16 protein-coding genes and 1 tRNA gene are annotated in these 17856 nt (G+C 59.2%); 7 read left to right on the forward strand and 10 right to left on the reverse strand.

Annotated elements, in window-relative coordinates; translation table 11 throughout:
- The first annotated feature begins 13 nt into the window (after positions 1-13).
- The 7 genes from tolB to nadA all read left to right on the forward strand — a co-directional run bounded on the left by tolB (position 14) and on the right by nadA (position 5660).
- On the forward strand, positions 14-1294 hold the full coding sequence (gene tolB, locus H8F23_RS05065; RefSeq protein ID WP_016983828.1) for a Tol-Pal system beta propeller repeat protein TolB: 1281 nt from the start codon (positions 14-16) through the stop codon (positions 1292-1294).
- A gap of 52 nt (positions 1295-1346) precedes the next feature.
- Positions 1347-1844, forward strand: a complete 498-nt coding sequence (gene pal / locus H8F23_RS05070; RefSeq protein ID WP_003178634.1) for a peptidoglycan-associated lipoprotein Pal — start codon at positions 1347-1349, stop codon at positions 1842-1844.
- A 6-nt stretch (positions 1845-1850) separates the two neighbouring features.
- Positions 1851-2684, forward strand: a complete 834-nt coding sequence (gene ybgF / locus H8F23_RS05075; RefSeq protein WP_007912724.1) for a tol-pal system protein YbgF — start codon at positions 1851-1853, stop codon at positions 2682-2684.
- 166 nt (positions 2685-2850) lie between these two features.
- Entirely contained in the window at positions 2851-3498 is a 648-nt protein-coding gene (queE, locus tag H8F23_RS05080) for a 7-carboxy-7-deazaguanine synthase QueE (protein WP_007951198.1), read from the forward strand.
- A 1-nt stretch (position 3499) separates the two neighbouring features.
- Positions 3500-4192: a 7-cyano-7-deazaguanine synthase QueC gene (gene queC, locus H8F23_RS05085; protein WP_194933620.1), complete on the forward strand. Its 693-nt coding sequence runs from the start codon at positions 3500-3502 to the stop codon at positions 4190-4192.
- A 62-nt stretch (positions 4193-4254) separates the two neighbouring features.
- Positions 4255-4330 (forward strand) — tRNA-Lys (locus H8F23_RS05090).
- Between the two features lie 271 nt (positions 4331-4601).
- A complete protein-coding gene (gene nadA, locus H8F23_RS05095; protein WP_024014083.1) occupies positions 4602-5660 on the forward strand; it encodes a quinolinate synthase NadA in 1059 nt (352 codons plus the stop codon).
- A 134-nt stretch (positions 5661-5794) separates the two neighbouring features.
- On the opposite strand, the gene H8F23_RS05100 is transcribed toward nadA, so the two are convergent.
- From H8F23_RS05100 to H8F23_RS05145, 10 genes are all read right to left on the reverse strand, one after another.
- Positions 5795-6283: an RDD family protein gene (locus H8F23_RS05100; protein ID WP_194933621.1), complete on the reverse strand. Its 489-nt coding sequence runs from the start codon at positions 6281-6283 to the stop codon at positions 5795-5797.
- Positions 6284-6380: 97 nt separating this feature from the next.
- Positions 6381-6593, reverse strand: coding sequence for a cold-shock protein (locus H8F23_RS05105; protein ID WP_003227496.1), 213 nt, complete (start codon positions 6591-6593; stop codon positions 6381-6383).
- Between the two features lie 403 nt (positions 6594-6996).
- Positions 6997-8121, reverse strand: coding sequence for a glycine cleavage system aminomethyltransferase GcvT (gcvT, locus tag H8F23_RS05110; protein WP_194933622.1), 1125 nt, complete (start codon positions 8119-8121; stop codon positions 6997-6999).
- A 146-nt stretch (positions 8122-8267) separates the two neighbouring features.
- Positions 8268-9644 (reverse strand): L-serine ammonia-lyase, encoded by a 1377-nt coding sequence (locus tag H8F23_RS05115; protein WP_194933623.1) that lies wholly within the window; start codon positions 9642-9644, stop codon positions 8268-8270.
- Between the two features lie 186 nt (positions 9645-9830).
- On the reverse strand, positions 9831-12683 hold the full coding sequence (gene gcvP / locus H8F23_RS05120) for an aminomethyl-transferring glycine dehydrogenase (RefSeq protein WP_194933624.1): 2853 nt from the start codon (positions 12681-12683) through the stop codon (positions 9831-9833).
- A gap of 11 nt (positions 12684-12694) precedes the next feature.
- Positions 12695-13078 (reverse strand): glycine cleavage system protein GcvH, encoded by a 384-nt coding sequence (gene gcvH / locus H8F23_RS05125; RefSeq protein ID WP_016983835.1) that lies wholly within the window; start codon positions 13076-13078, stop codon positions 12695-12697.
- A gap of 437 nt (positions 13079-13515) precedes the next feature.
- Positions 13516-15024: a sigma-54-dependent transcriptional regulator gene (locus H8F23_RS05130; protein ID WP_141126306.1), complete on the reverse strand. Its 1509-nt coding sequence runs from the start codon at positions 15022-15024 to the stop codon at positions 13516-13518.
- Between the two features lie 262 nt (positions 15025-15286).
- Positions 15287-15649, reverse strand: a complete 363-nt coding sequence (locus H8F23_RS05135; protein ID WP_194933625.1) for a DUF5064 family protein — start codon at positions 15647-15649, stop codon at positions 15287-15289.
- A 62-nt stretch (positions 15650-15711) separates the two neighbouring features.
- Positions 15712-16641 carry a carbamate kinase gene (gene arcC, locus H8F23_RS05140; protein WP_194933626.1) on the reverse strand — a complete coding sequence of 310 codons (930 nt, stop codon included), beginning with the start codon at positions 16639-16641 and terminating at the stop codon, positions 15712-15714.
- A gap of 150 nt (positions 16642-16791) precedes the next feature.
- Entirely contained in the window at positions 16792-17802 is a 1011-nt protein-coding gene (locus H8F23_RS05145) for an ornithine carbamoyltransferase (RefSeq protein WP_008086805.1), read from the reverse strand.
- Between the last annotated feature and the right edge of the window lie 54 nt (positions 17803-17856).

Consider the following 17856-nt stretch of genomic DNA (forward strand, 5'->3'; position numbering starts at 1 on the left):
CCTTCTTCGAGGAATGCTGGTCGTGATCTGCTGCATGGCAGGGATCGCGATGGCGGATGAAAAGAACATTCTGGTTACCAGCGGCAGCGATCGGGCTACTCCGATCGCCGTTGTACCGTTCGGTATGCAGGGCGGTGCAGTTCTGCCGGACGACATGGCAGAAATCATTGGTAACGATTTGCGCAACTCGGGCTACTACTCGCCGATTCCAAAGCAAAACATGATCAGCCAGCCAAGCCAGCCGAGCGAAATCATCTTCCGTGACTGGAAGGCGGTGGGTGCTCAATACATGATGGTCGGCAGCATTGCGCCAGCCGGCGGTCGCCTGCAGGTGCAGTGGGCACTGTTCAACGTGGCCACCGAACAGAAAGTGGCTGACGGCAGTGTTTCCGGTACCACCGAGCAACTGCGTGACATGGCACACTTCATCTCCGACCAGTCGTTCCAGAAACTGACCGGTATTGAAGGTGCGTTCTCGACGCGTCTGCTGTACGTGACGGCTGAGCGTTTCTCCGAGAAGAACACCCGTTACACCCTGCAACGCTCCGACTACGACGGCGCCCGCGCAGTGACTCTGCTGCAATCGCGTGAGCCAATCCTGTCGCCGCGTTTTGCACCGGATGGCAAGCGCATCGCCTATGTGTCGTTCGAGCAAAAGCGCCCACGCATCTTCATGCAGAACATCGACACCGGTCGCCGTGAGCAGATCACCAACTTCGAAGGTCTGAACGGCGCGCCAGCCTGGTCGCCCAACGGTGATCGCCTGGCGTTCGTACTGTCGAAGGACGGTAACCCGGACATCTACGTGATGAACCTGGCTTCGCGTCAGATCACCCGTGTGACCGCAGGTCCTGGCATCAACACCGAACCGTACTGGGGCAAGGATGGTTCGACCATCTACTTCACCTCGGACCGCGGCGGCAAGCCTCAGATCTACAAAACCAGCGCCAGTGGCGGTGGTGCCGAGCGGGTGACGTTTGTAGGTAATTACAACGCCAACCCGAAACTGTCGGCTGATGAAAAGACTTTGGTGATGATCCATCGTCAGGATGGCTTCACCAATTTCAAGGTGGCAGCTCAGGATCTGCAGCGAGGGAGTGTAAAGATCCTCACTGATAGCACTCTGGACGAGTCACCTACTGTTGCGCCCAACGGCACCATGGTAATCTACGCCACCCGCCAACAGGGCCGGGGAGTCTTGATGCTCGTGTCCATTAATGGACGCGTTAGGCTCCCGCTTCCTACCGCTCAAGGCGAAGTCAGAGAACCGTCCTGGTCCCCTTACCTGAAGTGAGCGGGCGCTACACGTTTTACTTAACACACTGGGGTTCATTAGGAGTTTCACGATGGAAATGCTGAAGTTTGGTAAATTTGCTGCGCTGGCTCTGGCCATGGCTGTAGCTGTAGGTTGCTCGTCCAAAGGCGGCGACAACGCCGGTGAAGGCGCTGTTGATCCAAACGCTGGTTACGGCGCAAACACTGGTGCCGTTGACGGTTCCCTGAGCGAAGAAGCTGCTCTGCGCGCAATCACCACCTTCTACTTCGAATACGACAGCTCGGACCTGAAGCCAGAAGCCATGCGCGCTCTGGACGTTCACGCCAAAGACCTGAAAGCAAACGGCGCTCGCGTTGTTCTGGAAGGCAACACCGACGAACGTGGTACTCGTGAGTACAACATGGCACTGGGCGAGCGTCGTGCGAAAGCCGTTCAGCGCTACCTGGTACTGCAAGGTGTTTCCCCAGCTCAGCTGGAACTGGTTTCCTACGGCGAAGAGCGTCCAGTTGCTACCGGCAACGACGAGCAGTCCTGGGCTCAAAACCGTCGCGTCGAACTGCGTAAGTAATTCGATATGCGAACGTGCCGTCGTGCTGTAACTGTTCTGGCTCTCAGCCTTGCGCCGCTTGCGGCGTGGGCTGCGGTTCCTGTGGTCGATGACAACTCCGGTTATAACAATAGCGGGAGCAGTTATCCGCCTGCAGGTTACGGTACGAACGGCGCCTATGCCGGGGGAGCGGCTTCGGCCCCTGCCTCGGCACAAGGCATGCTGTTCAACCAATTGCAACAGATGCAGGATCAGATTTCTCGCCAGCAAGGCGTGATCGAAGAACTGCAGAATCAGGTTGCGCGCATGAAGCAGGAATCCCTGGAGCGATACCAGGATCTTGATCGGCGCATAGGATCCGGCGTTGCACCTGCCGCGACTCCTGAGAATTCTTCTGCCGGTGGCGATGCAAGTGCTGCTGCCGGTGCTGCCGCTGGCGCCGGGGCTGCTGCCCAGGCACCTGCTGCAAGCAGCGAACCGGGTGATCCGGCCAAGGAAAAGCTGTATTACGATGCCGCTTTCGACCTGATCAAAGCCAAGGATTTCGACAAGGCCAGCCAGGCTTTTGCCGCTTTCCTGCGCAAATACCCGAACAGCCAATACGCGGGCAACGCCCAGTACTGGTTGGGCGAAGTCAATCTGGCCAAAGGCGATCTGCAAGGTGCAGGTCAGGCTTTCGCCAAGGTTTCGCAGCTGTATCCCAAGCACGCTAAAGTGCCGGACTCGCTGTACAAGCTGGCTGACGTAGAGCGCCGCCTCGGTCACACCGACAAGGTCAAAGGCATTCTGCAGCAGGTGGTGGCCCAATATCCGGGTACCTCCGCCGCTCAGTTGGCTCAACGCGATCTGCAACGCATGTAAGGTCGTGTTACCCGTTTAGAAGAAACCCGCGCTTGTCGCGGGTTTTTTCGTTAGAATTCACGCCCTTTTTCTGAAACACGCTTCTTGCGGTCTACGCGTTGGCGGGATTGCCTGAAGTGCCTGACGGAGGCGGACAGCCTGTTTAGCTGTTACGCCCGTGGCGACTATGCAAGACACATTGAGAATCACCGAAGTTTTCTACTCGTTGCAGGGGGAAACGCGGACTGCCGGGCTGCCCACGGTTTTTGTGCGCCTGACCGGTTGTCCTTTGCGTTGCCAATACTGCGACAGCGCCTATGCGTTCAGTGGCGGCACCATCCGCACCCTCGACGACATCCTCGAGCAAGTGGCCGGATTTCGTCCGCGCTACGTCTGTGTCACCGGCGGTGAGCCGCTGGCGCAGCCGAACGCCATTCCTTTGCTCAAGCAGTTGTGCGACGCCGGTTACGAGGTTTCGCTGGAAACCAGTGGCGCACTCGACATTTCGGCCGTCGATCCGCGCGTCAGTCGGGTTGTCGATCTGAAAACGCCGGACTCGAAAGAAGCCCATCGCAACCGTTACGAGAATATCGAACTGCTGACCCCCAACGATCAGGTGAAGTTTGTCATCTGTTCGCGGGAAGACTATGACTGGGCCGTGTCCAAGCTGATCCAGTACGGTCTTGAACGGCGAGCCGGTGAAGTGCTGTTCTCCCCAAGTCACCACGACCTGAATGCTCGGGATCTGGCGGACTGGGTGGTGGCTGACAACCTGCCCGTGCGTTTGCAATTGCAGCTGCATAAATACCTTTGGAATGACGAGCCGGGGCGCTGATATGACAGAACCACTGAACACCACTGAAAAGCGTGCCGTTATCCTGTTGTCCGGCGGCCTCGATTCCGCCACCGTCGTGGCCATGGCTCGCGCCGAAGGCTACAGCTGCTACACCATGAGTTTCGATTACGGTCAGCGCTCGCACGCTGAATTGCACGCCGCTGCCCGCGTCGCCCGCGACCTGGGAGTGGTGGAGCACAAGGTGATCGGCCTAAATCTGAATGGCATGGGCGGTTCGGCCCTGACCGACAGCAGCATCGATATTCCGGAGGAGCTGGGCGAAGGCATTCCGGTGACGTACGTGCCTGCGCGTAACACGGTGTTCCTTTCGCTGGCGTTGGGCTGGGCAGAAGTGCTGGGTGCCCGCGATATCTTCATTGGTGTCAACGCCGTGGACTATTCCGGTTACCCGGATTGCCGTCCGGAGTTCATCGAGTCGTTCGAGCGCATGGCCAATCTGGCGACCAAGGCTGGCGTCGAAGGCAACGGCTTCCGCATTCAGGCGCCACTGCAGAACCTGAGCAAGGCGCAGATCGTCCAGGCGGGCGTGAAGCTCGGCGTTGATTATGGCCTCACCGTTTCCTGCTATCAGGCCGACGATGAAGGCCGCGCGTGCGGTAAATGCGACAGCTGCCGCCTGCGCGCAGAGGGCTTTGCGGCCGCTGGTGTGGACGACCCAACAGCTTATTTTTGATTATTTTCAAAAAGGTGTTGAATAGTCCTTAAAAATCAGTATTATACGCGCCACCACACAGCGGGTCGTTAGCTCAGTTGGTAGAGCAGTTGGCTTTTAACCAATTGGTCGTAGGTTCGAATCCCACACGACCCACCATATTTGGCGGTTTAGAAAATCCGGAAGGCCCACGAAAGTGAGGATTTCCGGGTTTTTTTTTGCCTGCAATTTCGCTATGCGTTGTTTCACCGCCCGCAGCGCTGACGCAGGTCAGAATCATCTTTTGTATCAACGGGATATTCTGTAGCCTTGCGCAGCTTCAATGCTGTCCGTGCCTGATAATACTCACTCTCCCGGCGGTACCCTCAAGCGGTCCGGAGCCGGGTGTATACTCGACTTTCGCGCGAACGCGCCTGCAGGTCTTGCGAACATGACGCAGATTTCCGAACGCCTTCTGGTTCAAGCCCACCTCGATGCCAAACAGCCCAAACCGCTGACGGCCGAGGAAGAGGCTTATTACCGTTCCGCCATCGCCGCCGAGCTCAGGGCTCAGGACGCGGTGCTGGTGGCCCACTTTTATTGCGACCCGGTGATTCAGGCTCTGGCCGAAGAAACCGGCGGTTGCGTCTCCGATTCCCTGGAAATGGCCCGCTTCGGCAATGCTCACCCGGCCAAAACCGTGGTGGTCGCCGGCGTGAAGTTCATGGGCGAGACCGCGAAGATTCTCAACCCGGAAAAACGCGTGCTGATGCCGACCCTGGAAGCGACGTGCTCGCTGGACCTGGGTTGCCCGGTCGACGAGTTCTCGGCGTTCTGCGATCAGCACCCGGAGCGCACGGTGGTGGTCTATGCCAACACCTCCGCAGCCGTTAAGGCTCGAGCTGATTGGGTGGTGACTTCAAGTTGCGCACTGGAGATCGTCGAAAGCCTGATGGACAACGGCGAGACCATCATCTGGGGGCCGGACAAGCATCTCGGCACCTACATTCAGCGCAAGACCGGCGCCGACATGCTGCTGTGGGACGGTGCCTGCATCGTTCACGAAGAGTTCAAGTCCAAGCAGCTTGAAGACATGAAAGCGTTGTACCCGGACGCTGCGATTCTGGTGCACCCGGAGTCGCCCACGTCGGTGATCGAACTGGCGGATGCCGTGGGTTCCACCAGCCAGTTGATCGCTGCCGCGCAATCGCTGCCGAACAAGACCCTGATCGTTGCGACCGACCGTGGCATCTTCTACAAGATGCAGCAACTGTGTCCGGACAAGGTCTTCATCGAGGCGCCAACCGCCGGTAACGGCGCGGCGTGCCGCAGTTGCGCACATTGTCCGTGGATGGCCATGAACACCCTTGAGCGCACGCTCAAGAGCTTGAAGGAAGGGACGAACGAGATCTTTGTTGATCCAGCGTTGATTCCGCAGGCGATCCGGCCGTTGAAGCGCATGCTCGATTTCACCCAGGCAGCGCGGATGAAGCTGGCCGGTAACGCTTAAGGTCTTTCAGGCAACAAATAAACCTGTAGGAGTGAGCCTGCTCGCGATAGCGGTGTATCAGTCGACTTAAACATTGACTGACATACCGCTATCGCGAGCAGGCTCACTCCTACAGTGGTATCTGGTGTCTGGAATTACTTTGTTTTCTTCGGGATCCGCACCACGCGGGTATCGGAATAGATGTCATGCCACGTGCGCTTCTGCTTGTCATACAGCGACCATAAGAATCCCAGCCCTACGCACGCCCACGACGCAATCGACACCATAAACCGCAACAGCGCCTGCCACAGACTGATTGCCGTGCCATTGGCGTTCTGCACGCGAATGCCCCACACCTGCATGCCCAGCGTCTGCCCGCCGTGGGTCCAGAACTTGGCGAAGAACGCGAACAACACCAACAGCAGCACGGTGGAGTAGAGCGGGTCGCCGTCCATTTTTCCGGCATCAGTCAGCACACGCAGGTGTTCTTCGCCAATGATCGCGGCCTGGATCAGTTTGTAAACGAAACCGGTGACGATCAGCAGCGCTGTGCACAACAGAAAGTCATAGAACATCGCCGCCAGACGCCGGCCTAGACCAACGGCAGGAAAATCGCCCTGTGGGGTGAGCAGGTTTTTCGACATGGCAGCCTCTGGACGCAAAATGAAGCGCCATTTTACGGATTCGCGCGCACAAAAAAGCCCCTGATATCAACATCAGGGGCTTTTTCGTAACAGAAAATCAGGCTTCTGCTTGTACTTCGTCAGCCTGCATGCCTTTCTGGCCCTGCACAGCAACGAAGGTCACTTTCTGGCCTTCTTTCAGGCTCTTGAAGCCGTTGCCCTGAATGGCGCGGAAATGCACGAACAGATCCGGACCGCTTTCTGGAGTGATAAAACCAAAACCTTTCTCGTCGTTAAACCACTTGACGGTACCGCTCTGACGTGTGGACATTTCTTATTTCCTTTGACGCAAAAATTGATGACAGTCTCTTTCTCATGAAAGAGTACTGGGGCTGGTTGCAGGAGAGTAAGAAGACGTCGAACGGGATGTAGCTAACTTGTAGGCTACTGCCCAGGTCACGATTCCAAGCTGACCCATGCAAACACAGTGGAGAAACTCTACGCCAACTACGGGAGAAAAAACAAGCCCTGCGAAGCCCCCGGTTTTACTGAGCTTGAGCAAGTTAATCCTCTCGCTAGTGCGGGCTTAGACGATTAGCCGGTTCAATTGTTTTCGATCGTTATAAGCAAAGTTCATATTCGAATCAGTTGATAGAAAATGCACTTTTTTGTGGCGATTGCGTTACACATTAGTGCACGCATAACGCAATCGCGTTACTTATAGAAACAGTCAATCAGCCGCGATAGTAGCGTTGTGGAACAAATGGCATTTTGCTTACAAGCATTTGCACCTTTTTCCCACGAACAATGGCCCAAACCGGCGTGTCGAGGGTGACATATGCGCTGTCGAGGTAACCCATCGCCAACGGCCCGCCCAAGGTCGGACCGAAACCACCGCTGCACACGCTGCCGATGATTTCGCCGGCTTCGTTGACGATTTCTGCGCCTTCACGCACGGGTGTACGCTCCTGCGGCAGCAAGCCGACGCGTTTGCGCGCCACGCCATTCTGTTGCTGGCCGAAAATGTTCTGCGCGCCCGGGAAACCGCCGGCCCGCGCGCCATCAGCGCGACGTGGCTTGGAGATCGCCCATAGCAAGCTGGCTTCGATCGGCGTGGTCTCGGTGTTCATGTCGTGGCCGTAGAGGCACAGACCGGCTTCCAGACGCAGTGAGTCGCGAGCGCCGAGGCCAATGGCCTGGACTTCCGGTTCGGCGAGCAGGGCGCGCGCGAGTTTTTCCGCATCGGCGGCCGGTACCGAGATTTCGAAACCGTCTTCACCGGTGTAACCCGAACGGCTGACAAAGCAGTCGACGCCCAGCAGATTGACACGGGCGAACTGCATAAAAGTCATTTTTTCAACGGATGGTGCCAGCCGCGCCAGCACGGTGACCGCCGCCGGACCTTGCAATGCCAGCAGAGCGCGCTCTTCGAACAGCGCCGTAATGGTGCACTGATCGCCGATGTGTTTTTGCAGGTGGGCCAGGTCCTGATCCTTGCACGCGGCGTTGACCACCAGGAACAATTCGTCATTACCGAGGTTTGCCACCATCAGGTCGTCGAGAATGCCGCCGTTGTCGTTGGTGAACATCGCGTAGCGCTGCATGCCCACCGGCAGGTCGATGATGTCCACCGGCACCAGGCTTTCCAGGGCTTTGGCGGCGTTGGCGCCGGTCAGGCGAATCTGGCCCATGTGCGAGACGTCGAACAGCCCGGCCTGCTCACGGGTGTGCTGGTGTTCTTTCATCACGCCGAGCGGGTATTGCACCGGCATGTCGTAGCCGGCGAACGGCACCATGCGGGCGCCGAGTTCGATGTGCAGAGCGTGCAGCGGGGTTTTCGACAGTTGTTCGGTGGACATGCGTGGCTCCTTGAAAATTTGAGTTTGGGGGTAAGCGGCAAGATCAAGATCAAGATCAAAAGCCCCTCACCCCAGCCCTCTCCCGGAGGGAGAGGGAGTTAGTTACGTTTCTCTCCCGGAGGGAGAGGGGGCAGTTACGGGGCTGATCAGCATTCGATAATGTTGACCGCCAGACCGCCGCGGGCGGTCTCTTTGTATTTGCTTTTCATGTCGGCACCGGTCTGGCGCATGGTGCGGATGACTTTGTCGAGGGAGACGAAATGCTGGCCGTCGCCTCGCATGGCCATGCGCACTGCGTTGATGGCTTTCACCGAGCCCATGGCATTGCGCTCGATGCACGGCACTTGCACCAGTCCGCCAATCGGGTCGCAGGTCAGGCCGAGGTTGTGCTCCATACCGATTTCCGCAGCGTTCTCGACTTGCTGCACGCTGCCACCGAGCACTTCGCACAACGCACCGGCCGCCATCGAACAGGCCACGCCGACTTCACCTTGGCAGCCGACTTCAGCGCCGGAGATCGATGCGTTCTCCTTGTAGAGAATGCCGATGGCCGCAGCGGTCAGCAGAAACCGTACGACGCCGTCGTCATTCGCGCCGGGGATAAAACGCATGTAGTAGTGCAGCACCGCCGGAATGATCCCCGCCGCGCCGTTGGTGGGCGCGGTGACCACACGTCCGCCATTGGCGTTTTCTTCGTTGACCGCCAAAGCGTAGAGGTTGACCCAGTCGAGCACTGACAACGGATCGCGCAACGCCGATTCCGGGTTCTTGCACAGTTGCCGATGCAACGCTGCCGCACGGCGTTTGACCTTCAAGCCGCCGGGCAAAATACCTTCGTTACGGCAGCCCGCAGCGACGCAGTCCTGCATCACCTGCCAGATTTTCAACAGGCCGGCGCGGGTTTCCGCCTCCGGTCGCCAGGCACTTTCGTTGGTCAGCATCACCTGGCTGATCGATAGACCATAGGTGGCGCAATGACTGAGCAGGTCCTTGGCGCTTTTGAACGGGAAGGTCAGCGGCGTGGCGTCTTCGACGATGCGGTCGGCACCGGCCGCGTCCTCGTCGACCACGAAACCACCGCCAACCGAGTAGTACTCGCGGCTGCGGATCTGAATCCCCGCCGCATCGAAGGCGCGAAAGATCATGCCGTTGGGGTGATAGGCCAGCGGTTTGCGGATCATCGCCAGGTGTTCTTTCTCGTTGAACGCAATGCTGTGCTCACCGAGCAGGTTCAGCCGGCCGTTGCCGCGAATTTCTTGCAGGCGCGCGGCGACGGTTTCGGTATCGACGGTATCGGGATGTTCGCCTTCGAGGCCGAGCAGCACGGCTTTGTCGCTGCCGTGACCTTTACCGGTGGCGCCGAGGGAGCCGTAGAGTTCAACGCGAACGCTGGCGGTGGTGGTCAGCAGATTTTCACGTCGCAGGCCTTCGGCGAACCGCGCAGCAGCACGCATCGGGCCGACGGTGTGGGAACTGGAGGGGCCGATGCCAATCTTGAACAGGTCGAACACGCTTAACGACATGAGTGGTTCTCCGGTTTCTTGTTATAGGAATTGGCGAAACATCAGGCTTGATGCGTTCCCCTGTAGGAGCTGCCGAAGGCTGCGATCTTTTGATCCTGATCTTTCAACAGCAAGATCAAAAGATCGCAGCCTTCGGCAGCTCCTACAGGTTAAGCGGTGGGGGCGAGTGGTTCGCCTCTTTCTGGTTTAAGCGTAGCTTTCGATCGACGGGCAGGCGCACACTAGGTTGCGATCACCGAAAACGTTGTCGACACGACCGACCGGCGGCCAGTACTTGCCTTCGATCAAAGAGGCGACCGGGTACACGGCCTGCTCGCGGCTGTACGGGTGAGTCCACTCGCCAACCAGCTCTGCCGCCGTGTGCGGAGCGTTTTTCAGCGGGTTGTCGTCCTTGTCCAGCGTGCCGTTTTCCACCGCACGGATTTCTTCGCGGATGCGGATCATGGCGTCGCAGAAGCGATCCAGTTCTTCCTTGGATTCGCTTTCGGTCGGCTCGATCATCAGCGTGCCGGCGACCGGGAACGACATGGTTGGGGCGTGGAAGCCGAAGTCGATCAGGCGCTTGGCGACGTCATCAACGCTGATGCCGCTGCTGTCTTTCAACGGACGCAGATCGAGGATGCATTCGTGCGCTACCAGACCGTTGCTGCCGGTATACAGCACTGGATAGTGCTCTTCGAGACGGCGGGAAATGTAGTTGGCATTGAGGATCGCCAGCTGCGAAGCGCGTTTCAGGCCTGCGCCACCCATCATGCGAATGTACATCCAGGTGATCGGCAAAATGCTCGCGCTGCCGAACGGTGCTGCGCAGACCGCGCCTTCCTTGCGCTCCATCTGGCCGTGGCCCGGCAGGAACGGGGTCAGGTGCGACTTGACGCCAATCGGGCCAACGCCAGGGCCGCCACCGCCGTGCGGGATGCAGAAGGTTTTGTGCAGGTTCAGGTGCGAAACGTCACCGCCGAACTTGCCCGGTGCACAGAGGCCAACCATCGCGTTCATGTTGGCGCCGTCGATGTACACCTGGCCGCCGTTGTCATGAATGATCCCGCAGATTTCGCGGATGCCTTCTTCGAACACGCCGTGGGTCGACGGGTAAGTGATCATCAGCGCGGCGAGGTGGTCGCGGTGTTCAATGGCTTTGGCGCGCAGGTCTTCGATGTCGACGTTGCCACGGGCATCGCAGGCAGTCACGACGACGCGCATGCCAGCCATGTTGGCGGTGGCCGGGTTGGTGCCGTGGGCGGACGACGGAATCAGGCAGATGTCGCGACGCTCATCGCCACGGCTCTGGTGATAGGCGCGGATCGCCAAGAGGCCTGCGTATTCGCCTTGCGAACCGGCGTTCGGTTGCAGCGAGATCGCGTCGTAACCGGTGGCGGCGCAGAGCATCGCTTCCAGTTCATCGGTCAGTTGCTGGTAACCGGCACTTTGCGCGGCCGGGGCGAACGGGTGCAGGGCACCGAATTCAGCCCAGGTCACCGGGATCATTTCGCTGGCAGCGTTGAGTTTCATGGTGCACGAACCCAGCGGGATCATGGTGCGATCCAGAGCCAGATCCTTGTCCGCCAGTTTGCGCAGGTAGCGCATCAGCTCGGTTTCCGAGTGATAACGGTTGAACACCGGGTGGCTGAGGATCGGCGACTGACGTACCAGCGATGCTGGGATGGTGCTCTGCACCGAGGCGGCGAGAGCAGCGAAATCCGGCAGAGTCTTGCCGTCGGCGAACAGGCCCCACAGGGTTTCGATGTCAGCTTGGGTGGTGGTTTCGTCGACCGACAGACCCAGACGCTGAGCGTCGATCACGCGCAGGTTGATCTGTGCAGCGTGCGCCTTGTCGTGCAGTGCGGCGGTTTGCGCACCGGTGGCGACGGTCAGGGTGTCGAAGAAACTGGCTTGTTCAACTGTCGCGCCCAACGCGGTCAGGCCCTTGGCCAGAATCGCGGTCAAGTGATGGATGCGGTTGGCGATCTGGGTCAGGCCTTTCGGGCCGTGGTAGACGGCGTACATGCTGGCGATGTTGGCCAGCAGCACTTGCGCGGTGCAGATGTTCGAGGTGGCCTTCTCGCGGCGGATGTGTTGCTCGCGGGTTTGCATCGCCAGACGCAGCGCCGGCTTGCCGAAGCGGTCAACCGAAACGCCGACCAGACGGCCCGGCATGTCGCGTTTGAACGCATCTTTGGTGGAGAAGTAAGCCGCGTGCGGGCCACCGAAGCCCAGCGGCACGCCGAAGCGTTGTGCCGAACCGATGGCGACGTCCGCGCCGAACTCGCCCGGGGCGGCCAGCAGAGTCAGGGCGAGCAGGTCAGCGGCCACGGCCACCAAGGCGTTGGCGGCGTGGAAGCGTTCGGTCAGTTCGCGATAGTCGAACACATCACCGTTGCTTGCCGGGTATTGCAGCAGCGCGCCGAAGAACGGCGTCACGTCAGTCAGTTCACGCTCATCGCCAACAACCACGTCGATGCCCAGCGGCTCGGCGCGAGTGCGCAGCACGTCGAGGGTTTGCGGGTGGCTGTGGATCGAGGCGAAGAACTGGTGGCTGCCCTTGTTCTTGCTCAGGCGTTTGCAGAAGGTCATGGCTTCGGCAGCGGCGGTGGCCTCGTCGAGCAGCGAGGCGTTGGCAATCGGCAGGCCGGTGAGGTCGCTGATCATGGTCTGGAAGTTCAGCAGCGCTTCGAGACGACCTTGGGAAATTTCTGGCTGGTACGGAGTGTACGCGGTGTACCAGGCCGGGTTTTCCAGGAGGTTGCGCAGGATCGGCGACGGCGTGTGGCAGTTGTAGTAGCCCTGGCCGATGTAGGTCTTGAACAGCTGATTCTTGCCGGCGATGGATTTGATCATCGCCAGGGCATCGGCTTCGCTGAGGCCGTCGTCCATGCCGAGCACGCTGGTGCCCTTGATGCTTTCCGGGATGACGCTGGCGCTCAGGGCTTCAAGCGAGTCGAAGCCGAGGCTGTTGAGCATGGCTTGCTCGTCACCGGCGCGCGGGCCGATGTGACGGGCGATGAATTCGTTGGCGGTGCCAAGGTTTACTTGAGTCATGTCGGTGTTCCTCAGGCTTCGGCTTGGGCTTTGATCAGACGGTCGTACGCGTCCTGATCGAGCAATTTGCCGACAGCGGCGGCGTCGCTAGGCTGGAAGCGGAAGAACCAGCCTTCGCCCAGCGGATCTTCGTTGACCAGTTCCGGGGCGTCTTCGAGCGCCGGGTTGACTGCCAGTACGTCTCCGTCGAGGGGCATGTACACGCCGCTGGCGGCTTTCACCGATTCCACGGTGGCGGCTTCAGCGCCTTTTTCGTAAGCCTGCAGCTCAGGCAGTTGCACGAACACCACGTCGCCCAAGGCGTTCTGCGCGAAAGCGGTGATGCCGACAGTAACGCTGCCGTCAGCTTCGGTGCGCAGCCATTCGTGATCTTCAGTAAAACGCAACTCGCTCATGGAAACTCCTCAGGGGGCCAGACTCGTCTGGTGGACGCGGTGGAATAGTCGGGCGCGAAGGCCCTTATTTATGAGGGGTTGATTAGCAAGAATGTGGCCAATGTTGATTTGTTGTTATAAATCAATGATTTGTGTTGTTTTCGCGTGTGGTGCGTGCCGACGCGTGTAGCGAAATCGCTACAGCATGGGGCGAGGATAAAAGCTGAACGGGATCAAAGCCTTGCACAGCGGTGATCGGAGGAGAGTGTAGCGATATCGTTCCGCTGTAGCGCTTTCAGTACAGCTGGAGGTCGTTTTTAAACTGGGAACCCTGATTTTTTGAATTGGAAACCCGGACTGTAGGAGCTGCCGAAGGCTGCGATCCTGTCCCGGGCAATACACATCCAAAGTCAAAAGATCGCAGCCTCCGGCAGCTCCTACAGGGGATTTGTGGTTTTTCAGGGTTTGTTGGGGATGCCGTACTTGCGCAGGCGATGGGCGATGGCCGTGTGCGAAGTTTGCAGGCGGCTGGCCAGTTGGCGGGTCGAGGGATAGCTGACGTAGAGTTTTTCCAGCAGCGTTTTTTCGAAGGACTCGACCGCTTGTTCGAGGCTGTCGACATCGCTGTCTGACTGCCGTGCGACCGAGGTGCCGGCAATATCGAGATCGCCAATATCCACCAGGCTGCTCTCGCAAATCGCCGCCGCGCGGAAGATCACATTCTGCAATTGCCGCACGTTGCCCGGCCAGCGGTTGCCGAGCAGGGCCGGGTAAGTCCCCGGGGCGAGGCGGCAGACCGGGCGCTGGATCTGCGCGCAGGCCTGCTGCATGAAATAGCGCGCCAGCAGCAAAATATCCTGCCCGCGCTCGCGTAGCGGCGGCACTTCAACGTTGAGCACGTTGAGACGATAGAACAGGTCTTCACGGAACAAGCCTTCGCTGACCATTTTTTCCAGATCGCGGTGGGTCGCGCTGAGGATGCGCACGTTGACCTTCACTTCGCGATCACCGCCCACGCGGCGGAAGCTGCCGTCGTTCAAGAAACGCAGCAGCTTGGCCTGCAAGTACGGCGACATCTCGCCGATTTCATCGAGGAATACCGTGCCCTGGTTGGCCAGTTCCATCAGCCCCGGTTTACCGCCGCGCGCTGCTCCCGTGAAGGCGCCGGGGGCGTAGCCGAACAGTTCGCTTTCGGCGAGGTTCTCCGGTAGGGCCGCGCAGTTGAGGGCCAGAAACGGTGCACTGTGTCGCGTGCTGATGGCGTGGCAGGCGCGGGCGACCAGTTCTTTACCGGTGCCGGTTTCGCCCTGGATCAGTAGCGGCGCATCGAGGGCGGCAACCCGTTGCGCACGAGCCTTGAGTGTGCGGATCGCTGGGGACTCGCCGAGCAGCGCATCGAAACCTTCGGCATGGTCGTGGTGCAGCGCCGAGAGTTGTTCGCCGATGCGGTTTGGTTGATACAGGGTCAGCAGGGCGCCGGCGTCGGTGATCGGCGTGGCGTCGAGCAGCAAAGTCTGGCCGTTGACGGTGATCTCGCGCAGCGGCAGACGGAAGCCATGTTCGAGCAGGGTGTCGAGCAGGCCGGGGTCGTTGAACAGTTCAGAGACGCTTTCACCCGCAGGCTCACGACCATAGAGTGCGATCAACGCCGGGTTGGCCAGCAGCACTTTACCGGCGCTGTCGAGGGCGAGCACCGGATCGGTCATCGCCGCGAGCAAGGCATCGAGCTGCAAGTGCCGACGCTGGCCGGGGAGGATGTCGACCACGGTCACCGCCTCCACGCCGAGCACGCGAAACAAAGCATCTTTCAGCTCTTCGAGCACTTGCGGGCTCAGGGTCGGCGCATCGATATAGACGTTGGGCGGGATCATCTCCACCGCATCCAGATTGAGATTGCGCCCACCGAGGATAGCCAGGACTTCCTGGGTGATGCCGACGCGGTCGATGAAGCTGACGTGGATACGCATGGGGCGGTTCAGTGATCTGCAGAGCGGAGGGTGGCAAGTATGCCTTGGGCTTGGAGAGAGGTGAAAGCAAAAGCACCCTCACCCCAGCCCTCTCCCGGAGGGAGAGGGGGCCGATTGTGGAATGCTCACGAGGTACGCCGACCTGAAAATACGGCTGTGAATCCATAATCGACTCGGTCTTTCAGGTCGATGTCTGCCATCAGACACTTCGGTCAGTCCCCTCTCCCTTTGGGAGAGGGCTAGGGTGAGGGGCTTTTGCGAGTTATTCGAAGTGCTCAAGATTGACCGGGTCGCCGGACTTCATATCAAGTTGCTTGCGGATGTCTTCAAACATCATGTCGTAATGCTTGTGAACCGAGCCGATCTGGCTGTGCGTCTTGGGAATGCCGTACTTCTCGGCGATTTTCGTCACATTGTTGGCAAAGTTGTAGGCCTCCTCTTTGGGCAGGAAGAAGGTCTCTTTCATGTCCTTGCCCTGCATGTTGCCATGCAGGGTGAACTGTATCCCTTTGCCTTTTTGCGGATGGCTGAAAACTTCATAGTCGAGGTGCACGTTGTAACTGACGTCATCCGGCGTCAACGCATGCCGCTCGATGTGCAGGCGACCGGGTTCGAATTGGGCCATGGTTTTCTCCTTTCAAGGCATGGGAGAAGGGCAGACCCTCGGTCTGCCCCCGGAGTTTCTAATTATCGGTAAGTGATGCCGGGCTTCGCCGTGGTCACTCGAGTACCGGCAGTACCCTGGACAATCGCTTCGATGTCCGCCAGCGAACCGATCACCGCAACCTTGCCAGTATGGCGCGCAAATTCGCAGGCTGCCTGCACCTTCGGCCCCATCGAGCCGGCAGCGAAGCCGAGGCGTTCCAGCTCATCCGGGTGCGCTTCGGCAATGGCTTTCTGCGTCGGTTTGCCGTAATCGATGAACGCCGCGTTGACGTCCGTGGCAATCACCAGCAGATCGGCTTCCAGTTGCTCGGCGAGCAGCGACGAGCACAGGTCCTTGTCGATCACCGCTTCGATACCTTTGAGATTGCGGTTCTCGTCATACATGGTTGGAATGCCGCCACCACCGGCGCAAATCACGATGCTGCCCTTGTCCAGCAGCCACTTGATCGGGCGGATTTCGAAGATGCGTTTTGGCCGTGGGCTGGCGACGACTCGGCGGAATTTGTCGCCGTCCGGGGCAATCGCCCAGCCTTTTTCGGCGGCGAGTTTTTCTGCTTCAGCCTTCTCGTAAACCGGGCCGATCGGCTTGGTCGGGTTCTGGAAGGCCGGATCCTTGGCGTCGACTTCCACCTGGGTGAGCAGGGTGGCGAACGGCACTTCGAAGTCGAGCAGGTTGCCCAGTTCCTGTTCGATGATGTAGCCGATCATGCCTTCGGTTTCGGCACCGAGCACGTCCAGCGGGTAAGGGGTGACGGAGGTGTAGGCCGCCGCTTGCAGCGACAACAGGCCGACTTGTGGGCCATTGCCGTGGGCGATGACCAGTTGATTGCCGGGATGGATCTTGGCGATTTGCTCGGTGGCGATGCGGATGTTGGCGCGCTGATTGTCAGCGGTCATCGGTTCACCACGGCGGAGCAGGGCGTTACCGCCCAGCGCTACGACGATACGCATAATGCAATCCTTTCAGAGTTCGATGACCCTGTAGGAGCTGCCGAAGGCTGCGATCTGTTGATCTTGATCTTGAACAAGCAAAGTCAAAAGATCGCAGCCTTCGGCAGCTCCTACAGGTTGTTGGTTGATCAGGAGAACCTGATCAGCCAGTTACAGATCAGCCAGGGTCGAGACCAGAATCGCCTTGATCGTGTGCATGCGGTTTTCCGCTTGCTCGAAGGCGATGCAGGCTGGCGACTCGAACACGTCGTCGGTCACTTCGATGCCGTTTTTCAGGTGCGGATACTGCTCGGCGATCTGTTTGCCGACCTTGGTATCACTGTTGTGGAACGCCGGCAGGCAGTGCATGAACTTGGTGCGCGGGTTGCCGCTGGCTTTCATCAGTTCAGCGTTGACCTGATACGGCAGCAGTTGCTGGATACGCTCGGCCCAGGCTTCCACCGGCTCGCCCATCGACACCCAAACGTCGGTGTGGATGAAGTCGACGCCTTTGACCGCCGCTTTCGGGTCTTCAGTCAGGGTGATACGTGCGCCACTTTCTTCTGCATATTTGTGGCAACGCTCGACCAGATCATCCAGTGGCCACAGGGCTTTCGGTGCACAGATACGCACGTCCATGCCGAGTTTGGCGCCGACCAGCAGCAGCGAGTTGCCCATGTTGTTGCGCGCATCGCCGAGGTAGGCGTAGCTGATTTCGTGGATCGGCTTGTCGGCGTGTTCACGCATGGTCAGCACGTCGGCGATCATTTGCGTCGGGTGGTACTCGTCAGTCAGACCGTTGAACACCGGCACACCGGCGAACTTGGCCAGCTCTTCGACGATTTCCTGTTTGAAGCCACGGTACTCGATGGCGTCGTACATGCGCCCCAGCACACGGGCGGTGTCTTTCATGCTTTCTTTGTGGCCGATCTGCGACGAGTTCGGGTCGATGTAGGTGACGTTGGCGCCTTGGTCATAGGCCGCCACTTCGAACGCGCAACGGGTACGGGTCGAGGTTTTTTCGAAGATCAGGGCGATGTTGTTGCCCTTCAGGTGCTGTTGCTCGGTGCCGGTGTATTTCGCGCGTTTGAGGTCGCGGGACAGATCGAGCAGGTAACGCAGCTCACGTGGGGTGTGGTGTTCGAGGCTGAGCAGGTTACGGTTGTGGATGTTGAACGCCATGATGATTCTCCTTGGATTCGGTAATCGGCCCGGCCGCTACGGGGTGTGTGCGGC

Origin of the sequence: Pseudomonas neuropathica (assembly GCF_015461835.1) — a bacterium.
Classification (GTDB): Bacteria; Pseudomonadota; Gammaproteobacteria; order Pseudomonadales; family Pseudomonadaceae; genus Aquipseudomonas; species Aquipseudomonas neuropathica.

Bases quoted from the DNA above. Each gene is read 5' to 3' on its own strand.
- H8F23_RS05145 (WP_008086805.1), bottom strand. From the start codon at position 17,802: ATGGCGTTCAACATCCACAACCGTAACCTGCTCAGCCTCGAACACCAC.
- queC (WP_194933620.1), top strand. From the start codon at position 3,500: ATGACAGAACCACTGAACACCACTGAAAAGCGTGCCGTTATCCTGTTG.
- gcvT (WP_194933622.1), bottom strand. From the start codon at position 8,121: ATGTCCACCGAACAACTGTCGAAAACCCCGCTGCACGCTCTGCACATC.
- nadA (WP_024014083.1), top strand. From the start codon at position 4,602: ATGACGCAGATTTCCGAACGCCTTCTGGTTCAAGCCCACCTCGATGCC.
- H8F23_RS05135 (WP_194933625.1), bottom strand. From the start codon at position 15,649: ATGGCCCAATTCGAACCCGGTCGCCTGCACATCGAGCGGCATGCGTTG.
- arcC (WP_194933626.1), bottom strand. From the start codon at position 16,641: ATGCGTATCGTCGTAGCGCTGGGCGGTAACGCCCTGCTCCGCCGTGGT.
- gcvP (WP_194933624.1), bottom strand. From the start codon at position 12,683: ATGACTCAAGTAAACCTTGGCACCGCCAACGAATTCATCGCCCGTCAC.
- tolB (WP_016983828.1), top strand. From the start codon at position 14: ATGCTGGTCGTGATCTGCTGCATGGCAGGGATCGCGATGGCGGATGAA.
- queE (WP_007951198.1), top strand. From the start codon at position 2,851: ATGCAAGACACATTGAGAATCACCGAAGTTTTCTACTCGTTGCAGGGG.
- ybgF (WP_007912724.1), top strand. From the start codon at position 1,851: ATGCGAACGTGCCGTCGTGCTGTAACTGTTCTGGCTCTCAGCCTTGCG.
- H8F23_RS05100 (WP_194933621.1), bottom strand. From the start codon at position 6,283: ATGTCGAAAAACCTGCTCACCCCACAGGGCGATTTTCCTGCCGTTGGT.
- pal (WP_003178634.1), top strand. From the start codon at position 1,347: ATGGAAATGCTGAAGTTTGGTAAATTTGCTGCGCTGGCTCTGGCCATG.
- H8F23_RS05115 (WP_194933623.1), bottom strand. From the start codon at position 9,644: ATGTCGTTAAGCGTGTTCGACCTGTTCAAGATTGGCATCGGCCCCTCC.
- H8F23_RS05105 (WP_003227496.1), bottom strand. From the start codon at position 6,593: ATGTCCACACGTCAGAGCGGTACCGTCAAGTGGTTTAACGACGAGAAA.
- gcvH (WP_016983835.1), bottom strand. From the start codon at position 13,078: ATGAGCGAGTTGCGTTTTACTGAAGATCACGAATGGCTGCGCACCGAA.
- H8F23_RS05130 (WP_141126306.1), bottom strand. From the start codon at position 15,024: ATGCGTATCCACGTCAGCTTCATCGACCGCGTCGGCATCACCCAGGAA.